At 68.2% G+C, this 24,562-nt stretch carries 23 protein-coding genes and 1 pseudogene; 15 read left to right on the top strand and 9 right to left on the bottom strand.

All coding sequences use genetic code 11. The features are described 5' to 3' along the window. The first annotated feature begins 13 nt into the window (after positions 1-13). Positions 14-3,379: an EAL domain-containing protein gene (locus AC1Q5W_RS16275; RefSeq protein WP_492644285.1), complete on the top strand. Its 3,366-nt coding sequence runs from the start codon at positions 14-16 to the stop codon at positions 3,377-3,379. Between the two features lie 14 nt (positions 3,380-3,393). Here AC1Q5W_RS16275 and nadB read toward each other — a convergent pair whose 3' ends face one another. The 3 genes from nadB to AC1Q5W_RS16260 form a co-directional block, all read right to left on the bottom strand. After that, complete coding sequence (gene nadB / locus AC1Q5W_RS16270) at positions 3,394-5,007, bottom strand: L-aspartate oxidase (protein WP_492644286.1); 1,614 nt, start codon at positions 5,005-5,007, stop codon at positions 3,394-3,396. A gap of 87 nt (positions 5,008-5,094) precedes the next feature. Beyond that, positions 5,095-5,448: a hypothetical protein gene (locus AC1Q5W_RS16265; RefSeq protein ID WP_492644287.1), complete on the bottom strand. Its 354-nt coding sequence runs from the start codon at positions 5,446-5,448 to the stop codon at positions 5,095-5,097. Between the two features lie 22 nt (positions 5,449-5,470). Then, positions 5,471-6,904, bottom strand: a complete 1,434-nt coding sequence (locus AC1Q5W_RS16260) for a serine hydrolase domain-containing protein (RefSeq protein WP_492644288.1) — start codon at positions 6,902-6,904, stop codon at positions 5,471-5,473. 109 nt (positions 6,905-7,013) lie between these two features. On the opposite strand from AC1Q5W_RS16260, the gene AC1Q5W_RS16255 reads away from it, so the two are divergent. The 6 genes from AC1Q5W_RS16255 to AC1Q5W_RS16230 are packed head-to-tail and all read left to right on the top strand — an operon-like array spanning position 7,014 to position 13,376. Next, positions 7,014-8,507 carry an AMP nucleosidase gene (locus tag AC1Q5W_RS16255; protein WP_492644289.1) on the top strand — a complete coding sequence of 498 codons (1,494 nt, stop codon included), beginning with the start codon at positions 7,014-7,016 and terminating at the stop codon, positions 8,505-8,507. A 6-nt stretch (positions 8,508-8,513) separates the two neighbouring features. Further along, entirely contained in the window at positions 8,514-9,665 is a 1,152-nt protein-coding gene (locus AC1Q5W_RS16250; RefSeq protein ID WP_492644290.1) for a GGDEF domain-containing protein, read from the top strand. Positions 9,666-9,690: 25 nt separating this feature from the next. After that, positions 9,691-10,623 (top strand): ATP-binding cassette domain-containing protein, encoded by a 933-nt coding sequence (locus AC1Q5W_RS16245; RefSeq protein ID WP_492644291.1) that lies wholly within the window; start codon positions 9,691-9,693, stop codon positions 10,621-10,623. Positions 10,624-10,627: 4 nt separating this feature from the next. After that, entirely contained in the window at positions 10,628-11,500 is an 873-nt protein-coding gene (locus tag AC1Q5W_RS16240; RefSeq protein WP_492644292.1) for an ABC transporter permease, read from the top strand. Positions 11,501-11,526: 26 nt separating this feature from the next. Beyond that, positions 11,527-12,039 carry a hypothetical protein gene (locus AC1Q5W_RS16235; RefSeq protein WP_492644293.1) on the top strand — a complete coding sequence of 171 codons (513 nt, stop codon included), beginning with the start codon at positions 11,527-11,529 and terminating at the stop codon, positions 12,037-12,039. Further along, the gene (locus AC1Q5W_RS16230; protein WP_492644294.1) at positions 12,036-13,376 is read left to right on the top strand and encodes a GAF domain-containing protein; all 1,341 of its coding nucleotides are present in this window, start codon (positions 12,036-12,038) and stop codon (positions 13,374-13,376) included. The genes AC1Q5W_RS16235 and AC1Q5W_RS16230 overlap by 4 nt, the downstream gene beginning before the upstream one ends. Positions 13,377-13,386: 10 nt before the next feature. Here the strand turns inward: AC1Q5W_RS16230 and AC1Q5W_RS16225 are convergent, their stop codons facing one another. From AC1Q5W_RS16225 to AC1Q5W_RS16205, 5 genes and pseudogenes are all read right to left on the bottom strand, one after another. After that, positions 13,387-13,776 carry a hypothetical protein gene (locus AC1Q5W_RS16225; RefSeq protein WP_492644295.1) on the bottom strand — a complete coding sequence of 130 codons (390 nt, stop codon included), beginning with the start codon at positions 13,774-13,776 and terminating at the stop codon, positions 13,387-13,389. A gap of 13 nt (positions 13,777-13,789) precedes the next feature. Continuing rightward, positions 13,790-14,530, bottom strand: a complete 741-nt coding sequence (locus AC1Q5W_RS16220) for a hemerythrin domain-containing protein (protein ID WP_492644296.1) — start codon at positions 14,528-14,530, stop codon at positions 13,790-13,792. Between the two features lie 169 nt (positions 14,531-14,699). Then, a pseudogene (locus AC1Q5W_RS16215) lies at positions 14,700-14,996 on the bottom strand (GMC oxidoreductase); the annotation flags it as partial. Between the two features lie 74 nt (positions 14,997-15,070). Beyond that, positions 15,071-15,355: a hypothetical protein gene (locus tag AC1Q5W_RS16210; protein ID WP_492644297.1), complete on the bottom strand. Its 285-nt coding sequence runs from the start codon at positions 15,353-15,355 to the stop codon at positions 15,071-15,073. A 55-nt stretch (positions 15,356-15,410) separates the two neighbouring features. Then, entirely contained in the window at positions 15,411-17,036 is a 1,626-nt protein-coding gene (locus tag AC1Q5W_RS16205; RefSeq protein ID WP_492644298.1) for a GMC family oxidoreductase, read from the bottom strand. A 133-nt stretch (positions 17,037-17,169) separates the two neighbouring features. Here AC1Q5W_RS16205 and AC1Q5W_RS16200 point away from each other — a divergent pair, with 133 nt between their 5' ends. From AC1Q5W_RS16200 to AC1Q5W_RS16190, 3 genes are all read left to right on the top strand, one after another. After that, a complete protein-coding gene (locus AC1Q5W_RS16200) occupies positions 17,170-17,631 on the top strand; it encodes a MarR family winged helix-turn-helix transcriptional regulator (RefSeq protein ID WP_492644299.1) in 462 nt (153 codons plus the stop codon). 51 nt (positions 17,632-17,682) lie between these two features. Beyond that, on the top strand, positions 17,683-18,111 hold the full coding sequence (locus AC1Q5W_RS16195) for an organic hydroperoxide resistance protein (RefSeq protein WP_492644300.1): 429 nt from the start codon (positions 17,683-17,685) through the stop codon (positions 18,109-18,111). Between the two features lie 93 nt (positions 18,112-18,204). After that, entirely contained in the window at positions 18,205-19,326 is a 1,122-nt protein-coding gene (locus AC1Q5W_RS16190) for a DUF2855 family protein (RefSeq protein ID WP_492644301.1), read from the top strand. Between the two features lie 12 nt (positions 19,327-19,338). Here the strand turns inward: AC1Q5W_RS16190 and AC1Q5W_RS16185 are convergent, their stop codons facing one another. Next, positions 19,339-19,716 carry a potassium channel family protein gene (locus AC1Q5W_RS16185; protein ID WP_492644302.1) on the bottom strand — a complete coding sequence of 126 codons (378 nt, stop codon included), beginning with the start codon at positions 19,714-19,716 and terminating at the stop codon, positions 19,339-19,341. 191 nt (positions 19,717-19,907) lie between these two features. On the opposite strand from AC1Q5W_RS16185, the gene AC1Q5W_RS16180 reads away from it, so the two are divergent. From AC1Q5W_RS16180 to AC1Q5W_RS16160, 5 genes are read left to right on the top strand one after another with little or no spacing between them, the layout of a single operon-like run. After that, positions 19,908-20,660 carry a metallophosphoesterase family protein gene (locus AC1Q5W_RS16180; protein WP_492644303.1) on the top strand — a complete coding sequence of 251 codons (753 nt, stop codon included), beginning with the start codon at positions 19,908-19,910 and terminating at the stop codon, positions 20,658-20,660. Beyond that, positions 20,657-22,213, top strand: a complete 1,557-nt coding sequence (locus AC1Q5W_RS16175; protein WP_492644304.1) for a serine/threonine protein kinase — start codon at positions 20,657-20,659, stop codon at positions 22,211-22,213. The genes AC1Q5W_RS16180 and AC1Q5W_RS16175 overlap by 4 nt, the downstream gene beginning before the upstream one ends. Before the next feature lie 58 nt (positions 22,214-22,271). After that, on the top strand, positions 22,272-23,345 hold the full coding sequence (locus tag AC1Q5W_RS16170; protein WP_492644305.1) for a serine/threonine protein kinase: 1,074 nt from the start codon (positions 22,272-22,274) through the stop codon (positions 23,343-23,345). A gap of 3 nt (positions 23,346-23,348) precedes the next feature. Beyond that, positions 23,349-23,594 carry a hypothetical protein gene (locus AC1Q5W_RS16165; RefSeq protein WP_492644306.1) on the top strand — a complete coding sequence of 82 codons (246 nt, stop codon included), beginning with the start codon at positions 23,349-23,351 and terminating at the stop codon, positions 23,592-23,594. A 24-nt stretch (positions 23,595-23,618) separates the two neighbouring features. Then, positions 23,619-24,458: a Rossmann-like and DUF2520 domain-containing protein gene (locus tag AC1Q5W_RS16160; RefSeq protein WP_492704263.1), complete on the top strand. Its 840-nt coding sequence runs from the start codon at positions 23,619-23,621 to the stop codon at positions 24,456-24,458. The last annotated feature ends 104 nt before the right edge of the window (positions 24,459-24,562 follow it).

Genomic DNA, 24,562 nt, shown 5'->3' with positions numbered 1-24,562 from the left:
ACCGGGGGGACCAGTGCACCGACACTCCAGCTTCGAGGCCAAGATTCGGGTCGCATTCACTGCCGCCGTGCTGGTGGTTGCGGGGCTCACGGTTGCCACCTGGAAGCTGGCCAACGACGCGACCGAGGCGGCCGGCTGGGTGGCCCACTCGAACGAGGTGCTCCGCATCCTGACCCGCGCCAGCGGGGACACGCTGCAGATCGAGCTGAGCACGCAGAACTTCCGGATATCGGGCGACGTCGCACGGCTCGCCGAACGCGATGCCTCGATCGCCGCCCGGGAACAGACCCTGCTGCGCCTGCACCAGCTGGTCGACGACAACCCGCTCCAGCTGGAGCGCTGGGGGCGGCTGCGCGCAGTGATCGACGAGCGCCTGGCCATCTCCCGGAAAACCGAGCAGTTGCGCAAGACCCAGGGCTTTGAGGCGGCATCGGCCTACATTGCGACGGCCCCCTTGCCGGAGACGCGGGAGCGCATGCACCGGCTGCTGCACGCCATGGAAGACGAGGAGCTGCGGCTGCTGCAGATGCGCACGGCCGAGCAGCAGCATGCGCGTCAGACCATGCTGGTCGCCGGCGCGCTGGTGGCGCTGCTGCTGCTGGGCCTGCTGAGCGCAACCTACGTGCTCATCCGGCGCCAGCTGCACGATACACAGGCCAGCCGGGAGGCGCTGGCCGAAAGCGAAAGAAGCCTCGCCACCACGCTGTATTCCATCGGCGACGGGGTGCTGGCAACCGACACTCTGGGGCGGATCACCCGCATGAACCCGGTCGCGCAGCGGCTCACAGGCTGGTCGCTGGAGCAGGCGCAGGGGCGCCCCATTGAAGAGGTGTTTTGCATCATCCACGAGCACACGCGCGCCCCGGCGGTGGTGCCGGTGGCCAAGGCACTGGCAACCGGCGAGGTGCAGGAGCTGGCCAACCACACCACCCTCATCGCGCGCGATGGCCGCGAATACCCGATCGCCGACAGCGCCGCCCCCATACGGGACGACGCCGGCCGGCTCAAGGGCGTGGTGCTGGTCTTTCGCGACGTGACGGCCGAGCGGCAGGCCAAGAAAACCATCCGCGAGCAGAACGAACAGCTGGAGCAGCGGGTCCGCGAGCGCACCATGCAGCTGCTGGAAAGTGAAGACCACCTGCGCAGCGTGATCAACTACGTGCCCGCACTGATTGCCTACGTCGACGCCGACCAGCGCTACGTGTACGTCAACCACCATTACCAGACCTGCTTCGCGCCCGGGCAGACCGACATCACGGGGCGTACGGTACAGGAGATTCTGGGCGACGAGCGCTACGCCGTTGCCTCGCCGCTCATCACCCGCGCGCTGCAGGGGGTGCCCAAGAACTACGACTGGCAACCCTTCCCCGGCATCTGGCATACGGTCAACTACGTCCCCAAGCGGGGCGCGCAGGGCCGGGTGACGGGCTACTACGTGCTGGGCTACGACATCACCGAACGCAAGCAGTCCGAGGACAAGATCCAGTCGCTCAACACCGCGCTGGCGCAGCATGTGCGCGAGCTCGAGCATGTCAGCCGCGCACTCAAGACCCTGAGCGCCGGCAACCGCACCATGCTGCGCGCGACCGACGAGCAGGAGCTGCTCGACACCATGTGCCGCGCCATCGTGACGACGGGCAACTACCTCATGGCCTCGGTGTGGTTCCGCGTGGACGACGACTACCAGTCCCTGCGGCCCATGGCGGAGTGCAACCACCCCGGCGGCATCGACACCCTGCGCCTGATGAACGGCAGCTGGGGCGACAACGCGCACGGCCGTGGCGCGGTGGCCACCGCCATCCGCACCAACCAGACCAGCGTGGTGCGCAACATCCTCACCGATCCGGCCTACGAGCCCTGGCGCCCCTACCTGCCCGGCTGTGCCTGCGGTGTGGCCTGCCCCCTGCGCGTGGACGGCGAGGTCATCGGTGGCATCGTCATCTACGCCGCCGAGCCGGACTCTTTCGGGCAGGATGAAGTGACGCTGCTCACCGAGTCGGCCGATGACCTGGCCTTCGGCATCACGACCCTGCGCGCACGGGTGGAGCAGCAAAAGACCCAGGCCGCGCTGCAACGCCTGAGCCGGTACGACACGCTCACCGGGCTGCCCAACGAGGTGCAGTTCTCGGAGGCGCTCACGGCGGCCATCGCCACCAGCACCCGACGCAAACGGCCGGCAGCCGCGCTGCAGGTCAACGTGGAGCGTCTCAACGACATCAATGCGGCCCTGGGATTCAGCCAGGGCGACCAGATCCTGCGGGAATTCGGCACCCGGCTGGTCGACGCCGCGCCCGAGGCAGCCACCGTCGCGCGCCTGCGCGGTGATGAATTCGCCGTCCTGCTGCCCGACAGCGACGTCAACGCCGCGGTGGCCACGCTGCAGCACCTGCAGGCCCGGCTGGCCGAGCCGTTTCCGATTGCCAGCATCGCCCTGGAGGTATCGGCCTGCAGCGGGATCGTGGTGCTGCCGGACCACGGCACGACGGCCCACGACCTGCTGCGGCGCATGGACATTGCCGTGCACGAGGCCAAGCGGCGGGGGCTCAAGCACGTGGTCTTTGACCCGACCCAGAACCAGGACCAATCGCAGCGCCTGGCCCTGGCGGGGGAGCTGCGCCACGCCATCGAGGCCGGCGATCTGCGGCTCTACCTGCAACCCAAGGTGGACATGGCCACGGGCCGGGTGTGTGGCGCCGAAGGCCTGGTCCGCTGGCAGCATGCCGAACGCGGCCTGATTGCACCGGCCGCCTTCATCGAGCTCGCCGAACGCACCGGCCTCATCCACCAGATCACCGACTGGGTGGTTGAGGCCGCGCTGCGCCTGAACCAGGCCTGGGCGCGCCAGGGCTGCGCACTGCCAATCGCGGTCAACCTCTCTGCGCACAACCTGCGCGACGCCGACCTGCGCGAGCGCGTCCACCGGCTGCAGACCCGTCTGGGGGTGGCCCCCGGCTTGCTCGAAATGGAGATCACCGAAAGCATGGTGATGGACGACCCGGAGTCCGCGCTGCGGGTGCTGCGCGAACTGCGCAGCGACGGCATTGCGCTCTACATCGACGACTTTGGCACCGGCTACTCGTCGCTCACCTACCTGCAGAAGCTGCCGGTGAACTGCATCAAGATCGACCAGTCCTTCGTGCTCGACATGCTGACCAACAAGGAGTCCCTGCTGATCGTGCGCTCCACCATCGATCTCTCCCACGACCTGGGCCGCAAGGTGGTGGCCGAAGGCGTCGAAACACAGGCCCACTGGGACCAGCTCGCCGCCTTGGGCTGCGATATCGCCCAGGGTTATTTCCTGGCCAGGCCGATGCCAGCCGAGGCGTTCCTGGACTGGAGCGCCCAGTTCAACCCGCCGGTCACGCGCCGGCGGACCTGAGCGGGCCGTTCCCCTTAGGGTTTCTGCGCCAGCGGCACCAGGGTGGTCGGCACCGCCTGCGCGGCCATGGCCGGGTAATCGCGGCTGAAATGCAGACCCCGGCTTTCGTGGCGGGACTGGGCCGAGCGCACGATGAGTTCGGCCACCTGCACCAGGTTGCGCAGCTCCAGCAGGTCGCGGGTGACGTGGAAGTGGGCGTAGAACTCCTGAATTTCGCCCTGCAGCAGGGCAATGCGGTGGGCAGCACGCTCCAGGCGCTTGTTGGTGCGCACGATGCCCACGTAGTCCCACATGAAGCGGCGCAGCTCGTCCCAGTTGTGCGAGATGACCACCGCCTCGTCGGCATCGGTCACGCGGCTGTCGTCCCAGGCCGGCAGCACCGGCGGCTGCGGCAGCGGCGTGGCGCCGATGTCGGCCGCCGCCGAGCGGGCAAACACCATGCACTCCACCAGCGAGTTGCTGGCCAGGCGGTTGGCGCCGTGCAGGCCGGTGTAGGTGGCCTCGCCGATGGCGTGCAGGCCGGTGATGTCGGTGCGCCCGCTCAGGTCCACGTGGATGCCGCCGCAGGTGTAGTGCGCCGCCGGCACCACGGGAATGGGCTGCTTGCTGATGTCGATGCCCAGCTCCAGGCAGCGGGCGTGGATGTTGGGGAAGTGCTCTAGCAGGAAGGCCAGCGGCTGGTGCGAGATGTCCAGGTACACGCAGTCGAAACCGCCCTTCTTCATTTCGAAGTCGATGGCGCGGGCCACCACGTCGCGCGGCGCCAGTTCGGCCCGTTCGTCGTGCTGGGGCATGAAGCGCGTGCCGTCGGGCAGCAGCAGGCGCCCGCCCTCACCGCGCACGGCTTCGGAAATCAGGAAGGACTTGGCGTGCGGGTGGTACAGGCAGGTGGGGTGGAACTGGATGAACTCCATGTTCGTCACCCGGCAGCCGGCGCGCCAGGCGGCGGCGATGCCGTCGCCGGTGGCGGTGTCGGGGTTGGTGGTGTAGAGGTAGACCTTGCCAGCGCCGCCGGTGGCCAGGATGGTGTGCGGCGCGCTGAAGGTGTGCACCGAGTCGGTGGCCTCGTCCAGGGCGTACAGACCCAGGCAGCGGTTGGGCTGGTCAGCACCCACCAGACCGAGCTTGCGCTCGGTGATCAGGTCGACCAGGGTGTGGTTCTCGAACAGGGTGATGTTGGGTGTGCGGCGCACGGTCTCGATCAGCGTCTTCTGCACCGCCGCGCCGGTGGCGTCGGTCACGTGGACGATGCGCCGCGCGCTGTGGCCGCCCTCACGCGTGAGGTGCAGGTGGCCGTCTTCCTGCGAGAACGGCACGCCCAGTTCGCGCAGCCAGGCAATGCTTTCGGGCGAATGCTCCACCACGAAGCGCGTGGCCGCCGGGTCCGACAGGCCGGCACCGGCCACCAGCGTGTCCTGCACGTGGGCGTCAAAGCTGTCGCCCTCGGCCAGCACGGCGGCAATGCCGCCCTGGGCCCAGTTGCTGGAGCCGTCGCTCATGGCGCGCTTGGTCAGAACCGCAACGCGGTGGGTGGGCGCCAGGTGCAGGGCCGCCGACAGGCCGGCCAGACCACTGCCGACGATAAGCACGTCAAAGTGGTGTTGCGTGGGTGCGAGAGATGGGGTCATGAGAGCAATGAAAAGAGTCGCGGCGCCCGATAACGCTACAAAATCAATAGCTATCTGCGCAGTATTTACAAGGGTCAGAAGCCGATTTTAGGGCAAATTGCGGGGCAACACCCGGTGCAGTGCCGCCAGGTTGATCAGGGCGGACAGGACCTCGGACTTGAACCCGACGCGGTGCTCGCGCTCACTGTAGCCGCCGCTGAGGATGAGTGTCTTCAGGTACTCCACGCAATCGTGGTGGCCCCAGAAGGTTTCAATGGCCCGCGCGATGCGGGGGTGGTGCGCGGCGATGACCGCCATCTCGCTGTCGATGCGCGCCTGCAGGGGGCGCTCGTGCAGCGGAAGCGGTCGGGTCGGCACCTCCTCGTCCTCCCAGTGAAGGGACGGGAAGCCCGTTGCGTTCGGCGGGGAATCATGGGGGTCGTGCACAGGGGTCTTCGGCACGGTGGCGTGGGCCAGGTCCGTATTATTTCGCCAGCGCGGACAGCACGTCGGCCAGCAGCCGGCAGCCATCGAACTGGTCACGCTTGAACGTCCAGCCCAGGCGCACCACCACCGCGTTGCGCGAAGGAACGACCGCCACCATCTGGCCCCAGTGTCCGCTCATGGCCACGGTATCGGGCGGCACACCGGGCATGCCCTTGCACATGCCGTCCGTCGGCTGGCCCATCAGCCAGCTCATGGCGCCATAGCCCTGCCCCTCGCCCTGCGCGGTGGCCGGCGTGCTGGCGCGGCGCAACCAGCCCGCCGGCAGCACCGGCGCGCCGTCCCACTGGCCGTCCTGCAGCATCAGCTGCCCCAGCCGGGCCCAGTCGCCCACGCTGGCCCACAGGTAGGAGGAGCCGACCCAGTTGCCGCTGGCATCGGTTTCCAAAACGGCCGAGCGGGCGCCAATGGGGTCAAACAGCGCCGTCTGGGGATAGGCCCAGTACGCCGCGTCCGATGCAAACCGGCCGCGTGCCACGGCCGCCAGCACATTGGCCGTGGCGCTCAGGTAGCGCCAGCGCGTGCCCGGCGCAGCCTCACCCGGATGGCGTGCCGCCCAGGCCGCCGTGTCGGGCTCGCCCCACAGCATGTGGGGCACCGAGCCCCAGGGCGCGTAGTCTTCGGTGGAGGCCAGGCCGTCGCGCATGTACAGCAGGTCCGACACCGTGATGCCCTTGCGCGCATCCTGGCGCCAGTCGGCCACCCAGGCCGGTGCGCGGCCGGGCAGGAAGGCATCCACCACGGCGGCATCCAGCGGCAGGCCGGTCTGCGCCGCCAGCTTGTAGGTCAGCATGCCGGTCACGGTCTTGGTCATGGACCAGCCGTGCAGGCCGGTTCCGGGCGCCCATCCCGGCGCATCGCGCAGCACCAGCAGGCGGCCGCCTTGCACCACGGCCAGCCCGCGGGCGTTGCCCGCCAGAGGGTCGCCAGCCCCTACAAAAGCGGCATCGGCCACCTGCTGCAGGCGCGCGGCGTCCACGCCTGGCCCCCATTGCGCGGGGGGCACGGCCGCCTCGCCCCGGGGCCAGGGCCGCGAGGCGTCGACCGCGGGTACATACGGGCGGGCGCTGGCATCGGGCTCCTGGTCCAGCACGCAGCCGCGGTGGGGCAGCAACACGGCGCGGCGGGCAAACGCGCCGGCAAACCGCGCCGTCACGCTGTGCTGTTGCGCATCCACCGACAGACTGATGGCCTTGAGCACCGGGCTGGCGGGCAGCACGTCGTCGGCCAGCAGGTTCTGCACGGGGCGCCCGGCCACAAAGGCCGCCGAGCACACGCCCTTGGCCGCCATGCCGGCGGCGTTCTGGGGAATGCCGAGGTACAGCAACGCGCCCCCAACCAGCAACACAACGGCCAGCAGCACGCTGGCCAACGCAAACCCGGCACGGCGCCAGCCACGCAATCCCTGCACCATAGACCGTCCCCCCAGAGCCAAATGGGCCACTCTACCGCAAGGTGGGCGAGCGCCAACAGGGCTTACCCGAGGCCCGCACGGGTGGCACGGACCGCGGCACAATGGGGCTATGCCCCATTTACCGCCTTTTATTGCCCCCACGCGCTTCAGCGACCCGGCTGCGGCCCTGGCCCAGGTCACCCGCATTTACGACGCCAGCATCCAGCACCTGCGCCAGGCCATGCAGCGCTTCGTGGCCGGTGACGACACCCTGGAGCACGTGCGGGCGTGCTACCCGCTGGTGCGCATCCACACCGACACGGTGTCACGCGTAGCCACGGCCGACAGCGCGCGCCTGAGCTACGGCTTTGTGGCCGGCCCCGGGCGCTTTGAGACCACGCTGACCCGGCCCGACCTGTACCAGGACTACTACCGCGAACAGTTCCACCTGCTGCTGCAGAACCACGGCGTGGAGCTGGAAGTGGCCACCAGCACCCAGCCCATTCCGGTGCATTTCTCGTTCGCCGAGAACGACCACGTGGAAGGCACCATGGACGCCGCGCGGCGCGCCCGCATGCGCGACGTGTTTGACCTGCCCGAGCTGGCCGCCATGGACGACGGCATTGCCAACGGCACCTACGAGCCTCGCCCCGGCGAGCCGCAGCCGCTGGCGCTGTTCACCGCGCCGCGGGTGGACTATTCGCTGCACCGCCTGCGCCACTACACCGGCACGGCGCCCGAGCACTTCCAGAATTTCGTGCTGTTCACCAACTACCAGTTCTACATCGACGAGTTCATCGCGCTGGGCCACGCGGCCATGGCCGACCCGACCAGCGAGTACCTGGCTTTTGTGGAGCCCGGTGGCGTGGTCACCCGCCGCGCGGGCCTGCCCGCCGAGGCCCTGGACGCCCTGGGCAAGGCGCCCCCGCGCCTGCCCCAGATGCCGGGCTACCACCTGATCCGCGCCGACCGCGCCGGCATCACCATGGTCAACATCGGCGTCGGGCCGGCCAACGCCAAGAACATCACCGACCACATCGCCGTGCTGCGCCCGCATGCCTGGATCATGCTGGGCCACTGCGCCGGCCTGCGCAACACCCAGCAGTTGGGCGACTACGTGCTGGCCCACGGCTATGTGCGCGAGGACCATGTGCTCGACGAGGAACTGCCGCTGTGGGTGCCGATCCCCGCGCTGGCCGAAATCCAGGTCGCCCTGGAACAGGCCGTGGCCGACGTGACGCAGCTGCCGCACGCCGCGCTCAAGGGCATCATGCGCACCGGCACCGTGGCCTCCACCGACAACCGCAACTGGGAGCTGCTGCCCGACAACCAGCCCCAGCGCCGCTTCAGCCAGAGCCGTGCCGTGGCGCTGGACATGGAAAGCGCCACCATTGCCGCCAACGGTTTCCGCTTCCGCGTGCCCTACGGCACCCTGCTGTGCGTGAGCGACAAGCCGCTGCACGGCGAGATCAAGCTGCCCGGCATGGCCAACCATTTCTACCGCGAACGGGTGGACCAGCACCTGCGCATCGGCATCCGCGCGCTGGAACTGCTGCGCGCCCAGGGCGTGGACCAGCTGCACAGCCGCAAGCTGCGCAGCTTTGCCGAAGTGGCCTTCCAGTAAGCCCGCATGACGCTGGACGTAAGCACCCTGCTGGTCATCAACGCAGCCAACCTGCTGCTGATGGCCTCCACGCTGCCCATCATCATGGGGCGGCGCCTCAGCCCTGCGGCCGCCAGCGCCCGGGCGGCGCTGATCGTGCACGCCATGGGGTGGATCGCCATCATCCTCTCCAGCCTGTGGAAGGACCAGTGGCCCGACCTCGTGCTGTCCACCCTGTCCATGACCTGCACCGGGGTCAGCCAGGCGCTGCTGTTCCGGGCCCTGCAGGGCTGGCTGGGGCCGCGGCGCGGCCAGCGGCTGCTGTGGGCCCTGGTGGTGCTCACGCCGCTGGGCTACGCCCTGTCCTTCCAGAGCTACCCCATCCGGGTGGGCTGGGCCAACCTGCTGGTAGCCCTGGAGCTGCTGGTGGTGTGCCAGGCCACGCTGCGGCCCACGACCCGGAAAGTCGGCAACTGGCGCTGGGTGGTCTTCGCCTGCACCCTGGTCATGGCCGGCTTCACCGCTGCCCGCGGGGTGCTGGGTTTCTTCTTCACCGAGCTGTACCCCACCTTCCGCACGCCGCACCCAGTGAACGTGCTGGCGCTGCTGGCCACCAACATCACGCTGGTCATGGGCAACCTGGCCGTGCTGGTGGCCTGGCGCGAAGAGGCCGAAGCCCAGCTGCGGGAGCAGGCCTTTACCGACCACCTCACCGGCCTGCACAACCGCCACGGATGGGAGGAGCGCGCCCCGGGGCTGTTTGCGCAGGCCGAGCGCCACGGCACGCCGCTGGCCCTGCTCATGCTGGACCTGGACCATTTCAAGCGCATCAACGACCTGCACGGCCACGACGTGGGCGACGCCGTGCTGCGCATGTTCGGTGGCGTGCTGCGCGACAACCGCCGCAGCAGCGACCTGGTCGCGCGCATCGGCGGCGAGGAGTTTGTGCTGCTGCTGCCGCACACCGACCACGCGGCCGCCGTGAAGCTGGAGCGGCGGCTGCGCCGCGCCCTGGAAAACGCCTGCGTGCAGCAACCCCTGCTCAGCGTGGACTTCAGCGCCGGGCTGGCCCTGCTGCGCCCCGACGACGCCACGCTCACCCAGCTCATGGTGCGCGCCGACAACGGCCTGTACCAGGCCAAGAGCCTGGGGCGCGGCCGGTTGTGCGCGCTGGACTGAGCCGCCACCGCCGTGCTACGGCACAATGGCCCGCATGCCATCCGAACTTTTTCACGCGCAGCATCTGCACAAGCGCTATGGCGACACCACAGTCGTCGACGACCTGTCTTTCAGCATTGCCGCCGGCGAATGCCTGGGCGTGATCGGCCCCAACGGCGCGGGCAAGACCACCACCATCCGCATGTGCCTGGGGCTGACCACCCCGGACGGCGGCAGCATCCAGGCCCTGGGCCTGCACATGCCGCACGACGCGCTGGCCATCAAGGCGCAGCTGGGCGTGGTGAGCCAGATGGACACGCTGGACCCGGACTTCACGTGCGCCGAAAACTTGCTGGTCTACGGCCGCTACTTCGGTCTGAAGGACGCGCAGATTAAGGCCCGCATCCCGCAACTGCTGGAATTTGCCTCGCTCAGCAGCAAGGCCGGCGCCAAGCCGGGTGAGCTGTCGGGCGGCATGAAGCGGCGTCTCTCGCTGGCGCGCGCCCTGGTCAACGACCCACGCCTGCTGATGCTCGACGAGCCCACCACCGGACTGGACCCGCAGGCCCGCCACCTGATGTGGGAGCGCCTGCAGCTGCTGCTGCAGCAGGGCAAGTCCATTCTGCTGACCACCCACTTCATGGACGAGGCCGAGCGCCTGTGCCACCGCCTGCTGGTGCTGGACCACGGCCGCAAGATTGCCGAAGGCCGACCACGCGACCTGATCGCCCAGCACCTGGAGCCCGACGTGGTGGAGGTCTACGGCGTGGGCGCCCTGGCGCTGCTGGAGTCACCCCTGCGGGCCATGGCGGCGCGCGTGGAAGTCAGCGGCGAGACCGTGTTCTTCTACACCGGCAACGCCGCCGCCCTGCTGCAGGCCCTGCACGCGCACCCGCAGCTGCGAACGCTGCACCGGCCGGCGAACCTGGAGGATCTGTTCCTCAAGCTCACCGGCCGTCAGATCCGGGAAGAAGGTTGATGCTATGAATAACAGAGCTGTCCACGCAGATTCCACGGCGCTTGCAGGCCCGTTTCAATCCAAAAAACCGCCCACGCCATGGCGCGCCCCGCAGCTCTCGCTGCGCTTCTGGCCCGTGTTTCTGCGCAACCTGCTGGTGTGGCGCAAGCTGGCCATCCCCAGCCTGGTGGGCAACATTGCCGAGCCACTGATGTGGCTGGTGGCCTTTGGCTACGGCATGGGCGCGCTGGTGGGGCAGATCACCGTGGCCGGCCCGACCGGCGCCGCCGTGCAGGTGCCCTACATCCTGTTCCTGGCCAGCGGCTCCATCTGCATGAGCGCCATGCAGGCGGCGTCGTTCGAGGCGCTGTACTCTGCCTTCTCGCGCATGCACGTGCAAAAAACCTGGGACGGCATCATGAACGCGCCGGTGGGGCTGGACGACATCGTGCTGGCCGAGATGCTGTGGGCGGCCTTCAAGTCGCTGTTCACCGTGACCGCCATCCTGGGCGTGATGCTGGCGCTGAACATCAGCCACAGCCCGAAGCTGCTGGTGGCCTGGCCCATCCTGCTGGGCGTGGGCATCACCTTCAGCTGCATCGCGCTGATCTTCAACGCGCTGGCCACGGGCTACGACTTCTTCACCTACTACTTCACGCTGTTTCTCACGCCCATGATGTTCCTCAGCGGCGTGTTCTTCCCGCTGGAACAGCTGCCGCAGGCCGTGCGCCTGGTGGCCGACTGGCTGCCCCTGTCCAGCGCCGTGGCGCTGGTGCGCCCGCTGTTCATGGACCAGTGGCCCACCCACGTGCTGCGCCATACGCTGGTGCTGCTGGCCTATACCGGCGTGTCGTTCTGGGTGGCGCTGGCCCTGACGCGCAAGCGGTTTCGCCTATAGCCCAAGCGCCCCTACAATCCCGCCGCATGAGTGCAACGTCCTCCCTGCTCGCGCCGGATTGGATCGCCATGGTGGTCGGTGGCGTGTCGACCATCGCCAGCGCCTGCGATGCGGCCTTGCGCCCCAGCCTGATGCGCGCGGTGGGCAGCACCATCAACGCGGACGGGTCCCTGGTGACCGTGTTTCTGGCGCGGCGCCAGTCCCGCCAGCTGCTGCAGAACCTGGCCACTACCGGGCGCATTGCCGTGGTCTTCAGCCAGCCCTCCAGCCACCGCACACTGCAGGTCAAGGCCGACCGGGTGCACACGCGCCCCATGACCGAAGCCGACCGCCCTCTGTTAGACCGCTATCTGGTGGCGATGGAGAAGGAGCTGAAGACCGTGGGCGTGGAGCCGCATTTCACCCGCGCCATGCTGGCCTACACGGTGGATGACGTGGTGGCCGTGCAATTTGCACCCGCTGAGGCGTTCGACCAGACGCCCGGCAGCCGCGCCGGCGCCCGCATTGGAGCTGCGCAGCCCACAGGGAGCGCACCATGAACGCGCCGACGCTGGGCGCCATCCGCTCCTGCCTGGAGGGCGCCATCCCCACCATCATGGCCACCTGCACACAGGACGGTGTGCCCAATGTGGCCTACATCTCGCAGGTGTTCTACATCGACGAGCGCCACCTGGCGCTGTCCTTCCAGTTTCTCAACAAGACGCGGCAGAACATCCTGGTCAACCCCTATGCCAATCTGCTGGTGTTGCATCCGGTGACGGCGCAGTTCTTCCGCATCCACATCCGCTACCTGCGCACCGAAGAGGATGGCCCGCTGTTCGAGAGCATGAAGGCCCAGCTCGCCGGCATCGCCTCCCATACCGGCATGGCCAATGTGTTTCGCCTGCGTGGCTCGGACGTGTACGAGGTGCAATCCATCGAAGCCCTGGAGGGCGACCACCTGCCCGCCGCGCCACCGCGCTGCGGCCTGCTCAATGCGGTGCGCCAGGTCAGCGAGCGGCTCGCGCGCTGCACCGCACTCGATGAACTGCTCAACGCCACGCTGGGGGCGCTGGCCGACTGCCTGGACGTGCGCCACGCCATGGTGCTGATGCTGGACCCGGTCACCCAGCGCCTGTACACGGTGGCCAGCTGCGGCTACGCCACCTCCGGTGTGGGTTCCGAAATCGACATGGGCCAGGGCGTCATCGGCATGGCCGCGCGCGAGCGCACGCCGGTGCGCATCATGCACATGACCAACGCCTACCAGTACAGCGCCGCCATCCGCAGCAGCTTGCAAGAGGGCAGCGCCGACCTGACCCTGGACATGGACATCCCCTGGCCAGGCCTGGACGCACCGCACAGCCAGTTGGCCGTGCCCATTCTGTCGACCGGCCGCCTGCTGGGTGTGCTGTTCGTGGAGAGCCCGAACGACCTGCAGTTCAACTTCGAGGACGAGGACGTGCTGGTGGCCGTGGCCGGGCACCTGGGCGCCAGCATCGATCTGATGCAGGCCAACCCGGAGCAATCCGACCCCGAGCCCTCGGACAGCGTGCCAGCCCCCACGGGGGGCCAGACCTTGCAGATCCGTCATTTCGCCACGAACGACAGCGTCTTCATTGGCGACGACTACCTGATCAAGGGCGTGGCCGGCGCCATCTTCTGGAAGCTGGTGCAGGACTTCACCCGTCTCGGGCGCACCGAATTCACCAACCGCGAGCTGCGCCTGGCACCCGAGCTGGGTCTGCCGGACGTGACCGACAACCTAGAGGCCCGGTTGGTGCTGCTGCAGCGCCGCCTGGTCGAGCGCGGCCCCTGGATCCGCATCGAGAAAACCGGGCGCGGGCGCTTTTGCCTGGCGGTGCAGCGTCCCTTGGAACTGCAGGAAGTCGCCTGAGCGCCAGCGCTCAGGCCCAGGCGCCGCGGCGGCTGGTGAGCACCATGCGCAGCATCAGCACGGCACCCAGCAATACGGCGATGGACGCCACGCCGAGAAGTGGCTCCAGTACCGCGCCACTGGCAAAGCCGCCATAGAGCAAGAACAGACCCATGCACATAGCCAGCACGCCCATTTGGTGCACCACGAGCTGCGCCACGGCAATGCCGTGACCCGGCCCTTGCAGCCACAGCTTGTGGATCACGCCATAGACCAGCGAGGCCACGAAACCCAACAGCAGCAGGTGGGCGTGCGTGACATGCTGCTCGTGCTGGTGCGAGGCCGCCATGTAAATGCCCAGTCCCATACCGCCAACGGCATAGCTCAGGGCCCAGACCAGGTACGTTCTGTCGAGTTGCATTGCAGTCGCTCCCTCAAGCCTGCACCGGGCCGGGCGCCGGCGGCAGGCCCAGGGCCAGCGCGAGCTTGGCCCATTCGGTCAGCTTCAGGTGCGGCTGCACGGTTGCCAGCGCGGCGGCAAAGGCAGGTGCCGGCGCGTGCTCACGCATGCCTCCGAGCAGGCCGACACGCTCGGCGGGGCTTATGTAGGGCACCAACCAGCGCAGCGTGAACATCATCTCGGCCGGGGGAATGGATGCCAGCAGGGCGTTGTGGATGCCGATCAGCTCGGCATCGGTATAGCGGGCCCACAGCATGGCGTTGTGCGCCGTCTCTTCGGTGTGCATGTGGTGGAAGTTGTCGGCCACAAACTGGGCCAGTTGGCGGTACAACGACAACGCAGCCTCCGGCGGGCAGCGGCCTTCGGGGCTGGCCCAGATGGCGGCCACGGCTTGCTTGAGGGCTGCGATGTGCTCGATATGCTCCACGTGGTCGTGGGCCACGGCCTCGCTGGCGCCGGGGGCGCGCGCCTCAATGGCGGTGTGCACGAAGGTGTTCTCGTGCTCTAGGTGGCCCGTGCAGAGGTCCAGCAAATCCATCACCCGACCGCTGATGGCGGTGACCTCCTCGGTATCGGTAGGGTCCATGCGGCCCACGGCCAGCAGGGTGTCGGCCATCATGGCGCGCATGGCCTTGTGGATGGCGGTGTACATGTCAAAGCGGGGGGCGGTCGGCACGGCGGCGACGGCCTGGTTTTCCTGAACGGTGTTGCGCATGCAATCCTTCTTTCCCGGGTCTCGGACCCGTTGGGGTTGGGTGGCTGGCGCAGTGCCCCATGCACCGCGCAACCATGGAAAGAAGTCTAAAAATCGACGCCCGATCGCGTTCCTAAATATTGCTTAAGGACTTGCTAAAAAAACCTTAAACGCGCCCATTCACCCCGCTTCACGCCTTTTGCGCGGCGCGGATCAGGTCGGCCGCCTTCTCGGCAATCATGATGGTGGGCGCATTGGTGTTGCCGCTCACCACCCGCGGCATGATGGAGGCGTCCACCACCCGCAGGCCCTGCAGACCGTGCACGCGCAGTTCGGGGTCGACCACGGCGAACGAGTCCTTGCCCATGCGGCAGCTGCCGGCCGGGTGGTACACCGTGTCGGCGTGCTCGCGGATGTACTGCGCCACACGCTGGTGCTGCTGGCCTATACCGGCGTGTCGTTCTGGGTGGCGCTGGCGCTCACGCGCAAACGGTTCCGGCTTTAGGGCCCGGCCGGTGGGCCGCAGCGCCCCCGGAGGTGCGCGGCGGTTCGGGTGGCCGGTCAGGCCGCACCGGTGGCCTTGAACACCAGGGCGAGGCCTTTTCCGCGGCTGTAGTAATAGTCTCCGTCCGGGCTGATCACGACGGCCCGGCCCTTGCGGGCATCGGAGAAATAGCGCCAGCCGTGGCCCGGCTGCCCGGCCTGCGTATCTATGGCGACCGCTTGCATGCCGGAGGCTCCCCGGTCCGTGTCCCGCATGGCCTTGCGGTGGTCTTCGGCATGTGATGGCATGGCCGCCATGGCTGCTGCTATGCCCAGCACCACGGTTACATGGTTTGGTTTCATGGTCAATCCTTTCGCTCGGGTCCAGTCGATGTTGACTGTTCCCGTACTCTGGACCTCAGAACTTAAGGGCGTCTGAACGCACATCGTCCTGGCGCCGGGCTTCCCGGATCAGGTCGGCCGCCTTCTCGGCAATCATGATGGTGGGCGCATTGGTGTTGCCGCTCACCACCCGCGGCATGATGGAGGCGTCCACCACCCGCAGGCCCTGCAGGCCGTGCACGCGCAGTTCGGGGTCGACCACGGCGAACGAGTCCTTGCCCATACGGCAGCTGCCGGCCGGGTGGTACACCGTGTCGGCATGCTCGCGAATGAACTGCTCCACCTGTAGGTCGGTGGTGGCTTGTGCCGAATCCGGCATCTCCCGCCCGCCCAGCGTGGCCAGCGCCGGCTGCTGCAGCAACTGGCGCATGAGGCGGAAACCGCGCATGAGGCGCTCCACGTCGTCGCGATCACCCAGCAGGTTCAGGTCGATCAGTGGTGCATCAAACGGGTCCTTGCTGGCCAGGCGCAGCGTACCGCGGCTGCGCGGGCGCAGCAGGCACACGTGGCACGAGTAGCCGTGGCCCCACAGCGTGGTGCGGCCGTGGTTGACGATCTTGGCGATGGCGAAGTGCAGCTGCAGGTCGGGCGTGCGCTCCTGCGGCTGGCTCTTGATGAAACCACCGGCCTCGGCAAAGTTGGTGGTGAGGGGACCGGTGCGCTGCTGGCGCCACTCCCAGATTCCCTTGGCGATATGCGCCGCGCCGGCCAGTGACACGCCCAGCGTCTCTTTCAGCGCCGGGGCGTTGACCACCTGCACCACGTCCACATGGTCGTGCAGGTTCTCACCCACGCCGGGCAGGTCGTGCACGGTGGCAATGCCGCGTTCCACCAGGTGCGGGTGCGGGCCTATGCCCGACAGCAGCAGCAGCTGGGGCGACTGCAGGGCGCCGGCGCACAGCAGCACTTCACGCGTGGCGCGCAGCTGCTTGACATGCCCCTCGTGGACAAACTCCACGCCCACGGCCCGCTTGCGCTCCACCAGGATGCGGGTGGCGTGCGCGCCAGTGAACACATGCAGGTTGGGGCGCTGGCGGTTGGGCGCCAGGTACGCCTTGGCCGCGCTGAAGCGCTCGCCGTTCTTGTGGGTGACCTGGTAGACGCCCACGCCCTCCTGGCTGGCGCCATTGAAGTCGGGGTTGACCGCATAACCGGCCTGGCGACCGGCCTCGACAAACGCCGCGTCCAGGCGGTTGGGGCTGGCCAGGTCCATCACGTGCAGGGGGCCGCCGCTGCCGTGGAAGGCGTCCGCCCCGCGGGCGTTGTCTTCGGCGCGCTTGAAATACGGCAGCACCTCGTCATACGACCAGCCGGGGCAGCCCTGCGCGGCCCAGTGGTCGTAGTCCTCGCGCTGGCCGCGGATGTAGATCATGGCGTTGACGGAGCTGGAGCCGCCCAGCACCTTGCCCCGGGGCTGGTAGCCGCGCCGGCCATTGAGGCCGGGCTGCACCGTGGTGTCGAACTTCCAGTTGGCCTGCCCGTTCTTGCCCAGCACGGCCAGCCCGGCCGGGCAGTGGATGAGCACGTTGGTGTCCGGCGGACCGGCTTCCAGCAGCGCCACGTTGATGGCGGGGTCTTCGCTCAGCCGGGCTGCCAGTACGCAGCCGGCCGAACCGCCGCCGATGATGAGGTAGTCAAACATGCCGTGTGTCCTTGTGGAGATGCCACGGCACCTTAGCCCATGGCCCCAGGCATGCCAAGCCCCGGTTTACCCGGATGACGTATCTATTTGCAATTCAATTGCGCGCAATTTAATTGTGCGCTATAATTCAACCATGCCCAACAAAACCCCTGACATCTCCACCAACCCGGCGCTGCTGCTGGACAACCAGCTGTGCTTTGCCCTGTACTCCGCCTCGCTGGCCATGACCAAGCTGTACAAGCCGCTGCTGGACGCGCTGGAACTGACCTACCCGCAGTACCTGGTGATGCTGGTGCTGTGGGAGCGCGATGGCCTGAGCGTGTCCGCGCTGGGCGAGCGCCTCTACCTCGACTCGGGCACCCTGACGCCCCTGCTCAAGCGCATGGAAGCCGCCGGCTGGCTGGTGCGCCAGCGCTCGACCGAAGACGAGCGGCGGGTGGAAGTGCACCTGACCACCGACGGCCGCAAGCTCAAGACCAAGGCAGCCAGCATTCCGCGCTGCGTCGTGCAAGCCAGCGGCTACCCCGTATCTGACCTGATGGGGCTGACCCAGCAGGTGCAGACCCTGCGCACACGCCTGACCGCGCCGGCCTGACCCCGTTTTCAACCCGCCGTGCACCGCACGGCACCACCCGAAGGAACCACCATGAGCACCAAAATTGAAAAAGTCGTTTACCAAGCCCACGCCAAATCCACCGGCGGCCGCGACGGCACCACCCGCACCTCCGACGGCCTGCTGGACCTCAAGCTGGCCGTGCCCAAGGAAATGGGCGGCGCTGGCGGCGGCGTGAACCCCGAGCAGCTGTTTGCCGCCGGCTACAGCGCCTGCTTCATCGGCGCCATGAAGTTCGTGGCCGGCACGCAGAAGATTGTGCTGCCCGCCGACACCAGCATCGACGCCACCGTGGGCATCGGCCAGATTCCCCAGGGCTTCGGCATCGAAGTGCAGCTGGTGGTGCACATCCCCGGCATGGAGCGCGCCGCTGCTGAAGCGCTGGTGCAAAAGGCCCACGCCGTGTGCCCCTACTCCAACGCCACCCGCGGCAACATCGAAGTGACCCTCACGGTCGCCTGATCCCGCGCACAGGTGCCGGCGGCCACAGCGGCTGTCACCTTGGCGGCCCGTTCCGGTTGGCGGAACGGGCCGTTTCCTTTATGGTCCCCCTCCATGCACACCACCGAATTCCTGGTCCGCAAGGACCAACTCGCCAGCACCCTGCTGCGCACCTGCGCGGCCACACCCCTGCCCGACGGCCAGGTCCGCGTGGGCATTGAAACCTTTGCGCTGACGTCCAACAACATCACCTACGCCGCCATGGGCGAAGCCATGCAGTACTGGCAGTTCTTCCCGGTGGCCGACACGGGTGACGTGCCCTGGGGCCACATTCCGGTCTGGGGCTTTGGCACGGTGACCGAGTCCCGCCACCCGCAGGTGGCCGTGGGCGAGCGCCTGTATGGCTACTTCCCCATGGCGTCGTCGGTCGACCTCACGCCCGAAAAGCTGTCGGACAAGGCGTTCTCCGACGCCGCGCCGCACCGCGCCGGCCTGCACCCCGTCTACAACCAGTACACGCGTTGCGCCACCGACCCCTTCTACACGGCCGACACCGAAGACGTGCAGGCCCTGCTGCGGCCGCTGTTCATCACGTCCTGGCTGATCGACGATTTCCTGGCGGACAACGCCTTCTTCGGCGCCACCGCCACCCCCGGCCAGCGCGGGCTGATGCTGCTCTCCAGCGCCTCCAGCAAGACCGCCTACGGCACGGCCTTCCAGATGGCGCAACGCCCGGAGCTGGAAGTGGTGGGGCTCACCTCGCCCGGCAACGTGGCGTTTTGCGAGAGCCTGGGCTGCTACCACCGGGTGCTGACCTACGACCAGCTGGACCAGATAGCCGCCGGCGCGCCCAGCATCTACGTGGACTTTGCCGGCAACGCGGCCTTCCGCAAGGCGCTGCACACGCATTGCACCGGGCTGGTGTTCAGCAGTTCCATCGGCGCCACCCACGTGGAAAACATGGGCGGTGCAAAGGACCTCCCCGGCCCCAAGGCCACGCTGTTCTTTGCTCCGGCGCAAATCAAGAAACGCAGCGCGGAGTGGGGCTCCCGGGGACTGGGGGAGCGACTGCTGCAGTCGTGGAATGCCTTTGTGGCCACCGTCTCGCACCCCGAGCACCCGTGGCTGCAGGTGGTGCAGCACCGCGGCCCCGACGCCGTGCAGACGGCCTACCAGCAGGTGCTGGGCGGGCGGGGCGACCCGCGCCTGGGCCACATGCTGTCGCTGCAGCCCTAGGCCGCGCGGGGTTCAACGCGGGGGGTCGTGTGGCGGCGGCGGTGCCGCTGTACGCTGGTGCAGGTCCTGGCGCAGCTGGTGCACTTCGGCGCGCAGGTTGCCCAGCTCCTGCAGGAGGTCGTGCTCGACGGCGCGCTCTTCCACTTCCACCAGCAGGGCCGCCACCGACGCCGTGACCAGCGACAGCACGGCCAGACCCAGCAGCACCACCACCACGGAAAACATGCGCGAGGCATGCGTGCTGGGAATGATGTCGCCGTAGCCCACGGTGGCCGCCGTGGTGAAGGCCAGCCACAGGCCGTCGCTGAAGGTCAGCGCGCTGGGCTCCAGCGCCCAAAACCCCACGCCACCCAGCCCCAGAATCAGCATGCACAGGACCAGCGAGTACAAAAGTCCCCGTCTGCCAATAATCAATCGGTGGTGTTTGCGTCGGTGCATGCCGGCACTGTACCCGGGTATGCTTGCGCAACAACTTGACTTGTATCAAGCGCGAGGCGGGGCAAGCCTTGCAAACTTCGCGTCAGTCGCGTACAGCATCATGCCGGCCGGTACGGTACGCGAAAAAATACAACGGAGACACGATGAGACTGGCCCTTCTGTCCGACATTCACGGCAACCTGCAGGCCCTGGACGCCTGCCTGGCGCACGCCCGCGCCCAGCGCGCCCAGCGCTTTGTGTTCCTGGGCGACATGGTCGGCTACGGCGCGGACCCGGTGGCCGTGCTGGAGCGCATCATGCTGCTCACCGAAGAGGGCGCCATGGTTCTCAAGGGCAACCACGACGCCATGGCCGTCACACCGCCGGCCGAGCCCAAGACCATTGGCGACAGTTCGGCCGCATGGACGCACAACCAGCTCAGCGCCGCCCAGCGTGAGTGGATCGACCAGCTGCCGCTGACCCTGCAGCACGACAACGTGCTGTTCGTCCACGCCAGCGCCAACGATCCAGAACTCTGGCGCTATGTGTACGACCAGCGCGCCGCCGCCGCCAGCCTGGACGCTGCCGCCGCCTGGCCCGGCGTGCGCTATGTGTTTGGTGGCCACGTGCACATGCAGACCCTGTACTACCGCGGCGCCAGTGACAGCCTCATGCTGTTCACCCCCCAGCCCGGCGTGGCGGTGCCCGTGCCCAAGCACCGCCTGTGGCTGGGCACCGTAGGCTCCGTGGGGCAGCCGCGCGACGGCAACACCCAGGCTATGTACACCCTGTTCGACACCGAGCGCGCGCAGCTGACGTTCCACCGCGTGCCCTACGATCACCATGGCGCTGCCGCCGCCATCCGCCGTGTCGGCTTGCCCGACTACTTCGCCGACCGCCTGGAGAGTGGAAGATGAAACTGCTGGACCCCGGAACCGAACTGGACGGATTCATCATCGAGGAGTGCATCCACTCCGGGGGCATGGCCCACATCTACCGCGTGCACTACGCCGACGGCCAGCGCGACCCCGGCTTTGCCATGGCCATGAAGATCCCGCGCATGACGGCGGGCGACGGTGCAGAAAACATCGTGAGCTTCGAGGTCGAGAGCCAGATCATGCAGGTGCTGCACGGCACCCATGTGCCGCGCTTTGTGGCCGCCGGCGACCTGGAGCGCGTGCCCTACCTGGTCATGGAATACATCACCGGCCACACCCTGGAGCACTGGATCGACGCCGATCCCCCGCCCGGCGTGGACGAAATCGCCCGCCTGGGCTCCGCCATGGCCCACGCCGTGCATGCGCTGCACCAGCAGAACACGGTGCACCTGGATCTCAAGCCCGCCAACGTGCTGTTGCGCGCCGACGGCAGCGCCGTGCTGCTGGACTTCGGCCTCTCGTGCCACGCCCATTACCCCGACCTGCTGGCCGAACAGTTGCGCAAGGCCGTGGGCTCCCCCGCCTGGATTGCCCCCGAGCAGGTGGTGGGCGTGCGCGGCGACCCGCGCAGCGACATCTTCGCCATTGGCGTCATGCTCTACCAGCTGTGCACCCACCGGCTGCCCTTTGGCGCCCCCCAGACACCGGCCGGCCTGCGCCAGCGCCTGTGGGTGGACCCGGTGCCGATCCGCAAGCTGCACCCCGAGCTACCCGAGTGGCTGCAGGAGGTGGTGATGCGTTGCCTGGAGCCAGAAGCCGCCCAGCGCTACCCCTCGGCCGCCCACCTGGCCTTTGACCTCGCCCACCCGGAGCAGGTGCAGATCACCGAGCGCGGACGCAACATCACGGGCACCCGGTTTCGCACCCACTTCAAACGCTGGATCAAGGCCGCGGGCATGCACTACCAGCCCAGCCCGATGGCGTCGCAGCAGATTGACGAGGTGCCCATTGTCATGGTGGCCGTTCCCTACAAGGACGCCAGCGACGCCACGCTGTACTCCCTGCGCCAGGCCGTGGCGCGCTCCCTGGGCACGCGCCCCGGCGCGCGGCTGGCCTGCGTGACGGTCATCCCGTCCAGCCTGAGCAGCACCTCGGACGAGCGCCACAGCGAAACCAGCGTGCACCGGCGCCACCTGGCCGCCTTGCGCCAGTGGGCGCAGCCGCTGGACTACCCCGGCCACCAGACCTCCTGCCACGTGCTCGAATCGGGCGATGTGGCGCAGGCGCTGCTGGACTATGCAGTGGGCAACCATGCCAGCGTGATCGTGATCGGCGCGGCCACCCACGGCCTGAAGACCCAGCGCTTTGTCACCACCGTGCCCATCAAGGTGGCCATGGGCGCACCCTGCACCGTCATCCTGGTCAAGCAGGCACTGCCCTTCGAGCTGCTGGGCGACACGTCCTCCGGCAACGCGCCCGAAGCGGGCGGCTACTCGGATTCCGGCTCGGACGCAGACGCGGAAGCCGAAGCCAAGGCACGGGCCAAAGCCAAGGCCAAGGCCCGGCGCGATGCCAACTATGTCCCTTTCTGAGCGGTCCGATTGAACGCCACGGCCAGACGCCGCCGGCATTAAGGCCGACAATCGGGGCATGCCCCAAGAACGTGACCCTTTTTTGGCTGGAGAAAGCCCTTCCCAGCGCCACCCGTTTGAAACGCTCACGCCCGATGCGGTGCTGGACGCGCTCGACAGCGTGGGCCTGCGCGGCGACGGCCGGCTCACCGCCCTGTCGTCGTACGAAAACCGCGTCTACCAGGTGCAGCTGGAAGACGGCAGCGCCGTGGTGGCGAAGTTCTACCGGCCCGCGCGCTGGAGCGATGCGCAGATCCAGGAAGAGCACGACTTTGCCGCCGAGCTGATGGCCGCCGAGATACCCGCCGTCGGCCCGCTGTGCCTGCAGGGGGCCACGCTGCACCACTTCGGCGGCTTCGCCTTCAGCGTCAGCCCCCGGCGCGGCGGACGCCCGCCCGAACTCGACGATGATGAGGTGCTGGAATGGATTGGCCGCTTTCTGGCGCGCATCCACACCGTGGGCGCGGCGCGCCCCTTTGCCAGCCGCCCGACCCTGGACCTGCAGACCTTCGGCACCGAGCCCCTGCAGTGGCTGCTGGAGCACGACAAGGTGCCGCTGGACGTGCAATCCACCTGGACCAGGGCCTGCGAGGATGCTATCAAGTTAATAGCTACCCACGCAACATTGACGGGCGCCGGCAGCCAAAAAGATGCCAAAAATGAAGGCATTGCCCGTGTGCGCCTGCACGGCGACTGCCACCCCGGCAACATCCTGTGGACGCCGGTGGACGCAGCCCCCGCCGCCGGACCCGGCCCGCATTTCGTAGACCTGGACGACGCCCGCATGGGCCCGGCCGTGCAGGACCTGTGGATGCTGCTCAGCGGCGATCGCGCGCAACGCACCCGCCAGCTCGGCACCCTGGTGGACGGCTACGAACAGTTCCGCGCCTTCGACCGCCGCGAGCTGGCCCTGATCGAACCCCTGCGCACCCTGCGCCTCATCCACTACAGCGCCTGGCTGGCCCGCCGCTGGGACGACCCCGCCTTTCCCGCCAACTTCCCCTGGTTCGGCTCCAGCGACTACTGGCAGGGCCAGGTGCAGATGCTGGAAGAACAGATGGAAGCTATGCAGGAAGACCCGCTGGTGGTGTAACCCATGCCCGCAACCGAACTCACCGTCACCGCCGCCGGCACCGTGGCCGGCAAGCAGCTGCTGATCCCCACCGGGCAGGAAGGCACGTACTACCCGCACATCCAGGACTGGCTCACCGCCCAGCGCAAGAACAAGAAAGTGGTGAAAGACGTGAGCGCGCAGGTGCTGGTCAAAGGCATCAAGCAGTGGGCCGCTTTTGAGGAAAAGGCGGGCTCAAAAACCGTGCGCACAGTCTTCAAGATCACCTGACCGGAACGACACCGGATGCCAGCCATGAACCCCGTTGCCCCGCACCGCCCCACCCTGAACCTTGTCGGCGCCGGCCGGGTGGGGCAGACCCTGGCACGGCTGTGGCACCTGCACGGCAGCTTTGCCGTGCAGGACGTGTTGACCACCACGCTGTCCAGCGCGCAAGCGGCCACCGGCTGCATCGGCGCGGGGCGGGCCGTGAACCAGCTGCACGCCCTGCGCCCGGCAGCGGTCTGGATGCTGGCCGTGCCCGATGCCCAGGTGGCCGCCGTGGCCCGGGCGCTGGCCGACCAGCACCCCGATGCGCCGCCCGCCATCGCCTTCCATTGCAGCGGTGCGCTGGGTGCGGACGCACTGGCGCCACTGGCGACACGGGGCTGGCAAGTGGCCAGCGCGCATTGCATCCTGAGCTTTGCCTCGGTTCCTGCGGCGCTGGCCCAGTTTCCCGGCACTCCCTGTGCACTGGAAGGCGACCCCGGCGCCTGCGCCGTGCTGCGTCCCGCGCTGGGCGCCATCGGTGGCCAGTGTTTTGATGTGGCCAGTGCCGACAAGCTGCTGTACCACGCCGCCGCCGTGTTTGCCACCAACTTCCTGCCGGTGCTGCAAGCCATCGCCGAAGACCTGTGGCAGTCCACCGGCGTGCCGACTGCGCTGATTCCCGCGCTGCGGGCCTCCTTGCTGCGCAATGCCGTAGCCAACATCACCGCGCTGGGGCCCCAAGCTGCCCTGACGGGGCCAGCGGCCCGCGGCGACACGCTCGCCATTGCCCGCCAAGCGCAGGCCGTGCGCGCCTGGGACCCGCAGAGTGGCGCTGCCTACGACTGGCTCTTATACACATCTCCGAGCCCACGAGACGCTTGCTGATCGCGTATGCCGTCTTCTGCTTGAAAAGGGGGGGGGGGGGGGGGGGGGGGGGGGGGGGGGGGGGGGGGGGGGGGGGGGGGGGGGGGGGGGGGGGGGGGGGGGGG

This window comes from Rhodoferax sp. MLSD5-FHT05B10, assembly GCF_058793415.1.
This window is presented reverse-complemented; position numbering and strand designations above follow the sequence as displayed.

Excerpts from the sequence above, each read along its gene's own strand:
- nadB (WP_492644286.1), bottom strand. The coding sequence starts at position 5,007 with ATGACCCCATCTCTCGCACCCACGCAACACCACTTTGACGTGCTTATC.
- AC1Q5W_RS16260 (WP_492644288.1), bottom strand. The coding sequence starts at position 6,904 with ATGGTGCAGGGATTGCGTGGCTGGCGCCGTGCCGGGTTTGCGTTGGCC.
- AC1Q5W_RS16255 (WP_492644289.1), top strand. The coding sequence starts at position 7,014 with ATGCCCCATTTACCGCCTTTTATTGCCCCCACGCGCTTCAGCGACCCG.
- AC1Q5W_RS16250 (WP_492644290.1), top strand. The coding sequence starts at position 8,514 with ATGACGCTGGACGTAAGCACCCTGCTGGTCATCAACGCAGCCAACCTG.
- AC1Q5W_RS16245 (WP_492644291.1), top strand. The coding sequence starts at position 9,691 with ATGGCCCGCATGCCATCCGAACTTTTTCACGCGCAGCATCTGCACAAG.
- AC1Q5W_RS16240 (WP_492644292.1), top strand. The coding sequence starts at position 10,628 with ATGAATAACAGAGCTGTCCACGCAGATTCCACGGCGCTTGCAGGCCCG.
- AC1Q5W_RS16235 (WP_492644293.1), top strand. The coding sequence starts at position 11,527 with ATGAGTGCAACGTCCTCCCTGCTCGCGCCGGATTGGATCGCCATGGTG.
- AC1Q5W_RS16230 (WP_492644294.1), top strand. The coding sequence starts at position 12,036 with ATGAACGCGCCGACGCTGGGCGCCATCCGCTCCTGCCTGGAGGGCGCC.
- AC1Q5W_RS16225 (WP_492644295.1), bottom strand. The coding sequence starts at position 13,776 with ATGCAACTCGACAGAACGTACCTGGTCTGGGCCCTGAGCTATGCCGTT.
- AC1Q5W_RS16220 (WP_492644296.1), bottom strand. The coding sequence starts at position 14,530 with ATGCGCAACACCGTTCAGGAAAACCAGGCCGTCGCCGCCGTGCCGACC.
- AC1Q5W_RS16210 (WP_492644297.1), bottom strand. The coding sequence starts at position 15,355 with ATGAAACCAAACCATGTAACCGTGGTGCTGGGCATAGCAGCAGCCATG.
- AC1Q5W_RS16205 (WP_492644298.1), bottom strand. The coding sequence starts at position 17,036 with ATGTTTGACTACCTCATCATCGGCGGCGGTTCGGCCGGCTGCGTACTG.
- AC1Q5W_RS16200 (WP_492644299.1), top strand. The coding sequence starts at position 17,170 with ATGCCCAACAAAACCCCTGACATCTCCACCAACCCGGCGCTGCTGCTG.
- AC1Q5W_RS16195 (WP_492644300.1), top strand. The coding sequence starts at position 17,683 with ATGAGCACCAAAATTGAAAAAGTCGTTTACCAAGCCCACGCCAAATCC.
- AC1Q5W_RS16190 (WP_492644301.1), top strand. The coding sequence starts at position 18,205 with ATGCACACCACCGAATTCCTGGTCCGCAAGGACCAACTCGCCAGCACC.
- AC1Q5W_RS16180 (WP_492644303.1), top strand. The coding sequence starts at position 19,908 with ATGAGACTGGCCCTTCTGTCCGACATTCACGGCAACCTGCAGGCCCTG.
- AC1Q5W_RS16175 (WP_492644304.1), top strand. The coding sequence starts at position 20,657 with ATGAAACTGCTGGACCCCGGAACCGAACTGGACGGATTCATCATCGAG.
- AC1Q5W_RS16170 (WP_492644305.1), top strand. The coding sequence starts at position 22,272 with ATGCCCCAAGAACGTGACCCTTTTTTGGCTGGAGAAAGCCCTTCCCAG.
- AC1Q5W_RS16165 (WP_492644306.1), top strand. The coding sequence starts at position 23,349 with ATGCCCGCAACCGAACTCACCGTCACCGCCGCCGGCACCGTGGCCGGC.
- AC1Q5W_RS16160 (WP_492704263.1), top strand. The coding sequence starts at position 23,619 with ATGAACCCCGTTGCCCCGCACCGCCCCACCCTGAACCTTGTCGGCGCC.